Origin of the sequence: Mycobacterium sp. OTB74, assembly GCF_029892685.1 — a bacterium.
Classification (GTDB): domain Bacteria; phylum Actinomycetota; class Actinomycetes; order Mycobacteriales; family Mycobacteriaceae; genus Mycobacterium.
The window spans coordinates 1-1263 of sequence record NZ_JARXVD010000057.1; the positions used below are offsets into that span (position 1 = coordinate 1).

Below are 1263 nucleotides of genomic sequence, written 5' to 3' on the forward strand. Positions count from 1 at the left end.
GGGTCTGCTGCACGAATAGGTGACACCTGATCTGCCTAGTTTTCAGAGCTGGGCTGAAAGGATGTCATCGTGTCCAAGCCGTATCCCAAGGAGTTCCGCGACGATGTGGTCCGGGTGGCTCGCAACCGTGATCCTGATGTCCGGTTGGAGCAGATCGCCTCAGATTTCGGCATTCACTTCACGACGCTGTACTCGTGGATGAACAAGGCCGACGTCGAGGACGGCAAACGGGCCGGTTCAACGGCCGCTGATTCGGCTGAGCTAAGGGAGGCGCGTAAGCGAATCCGGTTGCTAGAGCAGGAGAATGAGATATTGCGGCGGGCGGCGGCGTATCTGTCGCAGTCCAATCTGCCGGGAAAAGGCTCTACCCGCTCGTGAGCGAGCTGGCCGTCGGCGGGATCCCTGTGGCGGTGACGTGTCGGGTATTGAATATCGCTCGCCAACCGTATTACCGCTGGCAGGCCAACCCGGTCACCGACGCCGAACTAGTCGAGGCGTACCGGGCCGATGCTTTGTTTGATGCGCACCGCGATGATCCGGAGTTCGGCTACCGCTTCCTGGCCCAGGAGGCCGGCGGGGCCGGTGAGTTGATGGCCGAGCGGACCGCGTGGCGGATCTGTACCGACAACGGGTGGTGGAGCGTGTTCGGTAAGAAACGCGGCAAGAACGCCAGAGTCGGGCCGCCGGTGCACGACGATCTGGTAGCGCGTGACTTCACTGCTGCCGCGCCAAATCAGTTGTGGCTCAGTGATATTACCGAACATCCGACCACCGAAGGCAAGCTGTACCTCTGTGCGATCAAGGACGTGTTCTCCAATCGGATCGTTGGCTATTCGATCGACTCACGGATGAAATCACGGCTTGCGACCACCGCCCTGAACAACGCGGCAGCCCGCCGCGGCCAGGTCGCCGGTTGCATCGTCCACACCGATAGAGGGTCGCAATTTCGCAGCAGAAAATTCGTCCACACGCTGCACCGTCACGGCATGGTCGGCTCCATGGGACGCGTCGGGGCGGCCGGCGACAACGCGGCGATGGAAAGCTTCTTCAGTCTCCTGCAGAAAAACGTCCTCAACCGGCGACGCTGGTGCACCCGCGAAGACCTGCGCATCGCCATCGTCACCTGGATCGAACGCACCTACCACCGCCGCCGACGCCAAACCGCACTAGGCCGGTTGACCCCGATCGAATTCGAAGCAATCATGACCGCACCGGCCAGACAAGCCGCGTGAGAAAACTGTCACCTGATCGTGCAGCAGACCC

Annotated in this window: 1 protein-coding gene; it reads left to right on the forward strand. The window is 61.5% G+C overall.

Annotated features, from left to right (window positions below; genetic code table 11):
* The first annotated feature begins 69 nt into the window (after positions 1–69).
* Positions 70–1232, forward strand: a protein-coding gene (locus M2432_RS27880) for an IS3 family transposase (RefSeq protein ID WP_280830089.1) whose coding sequence is annotated in 2 segments (ribosomal slippage) — positions 70–354 and positions 357–1232 — 1161 coding nt in all. Because the reading frame shifts where the segments join, the coding sequence is not laid out codon by codon here.
* Positions 1233–1263 lie beyond the last annotated feature (31 nt).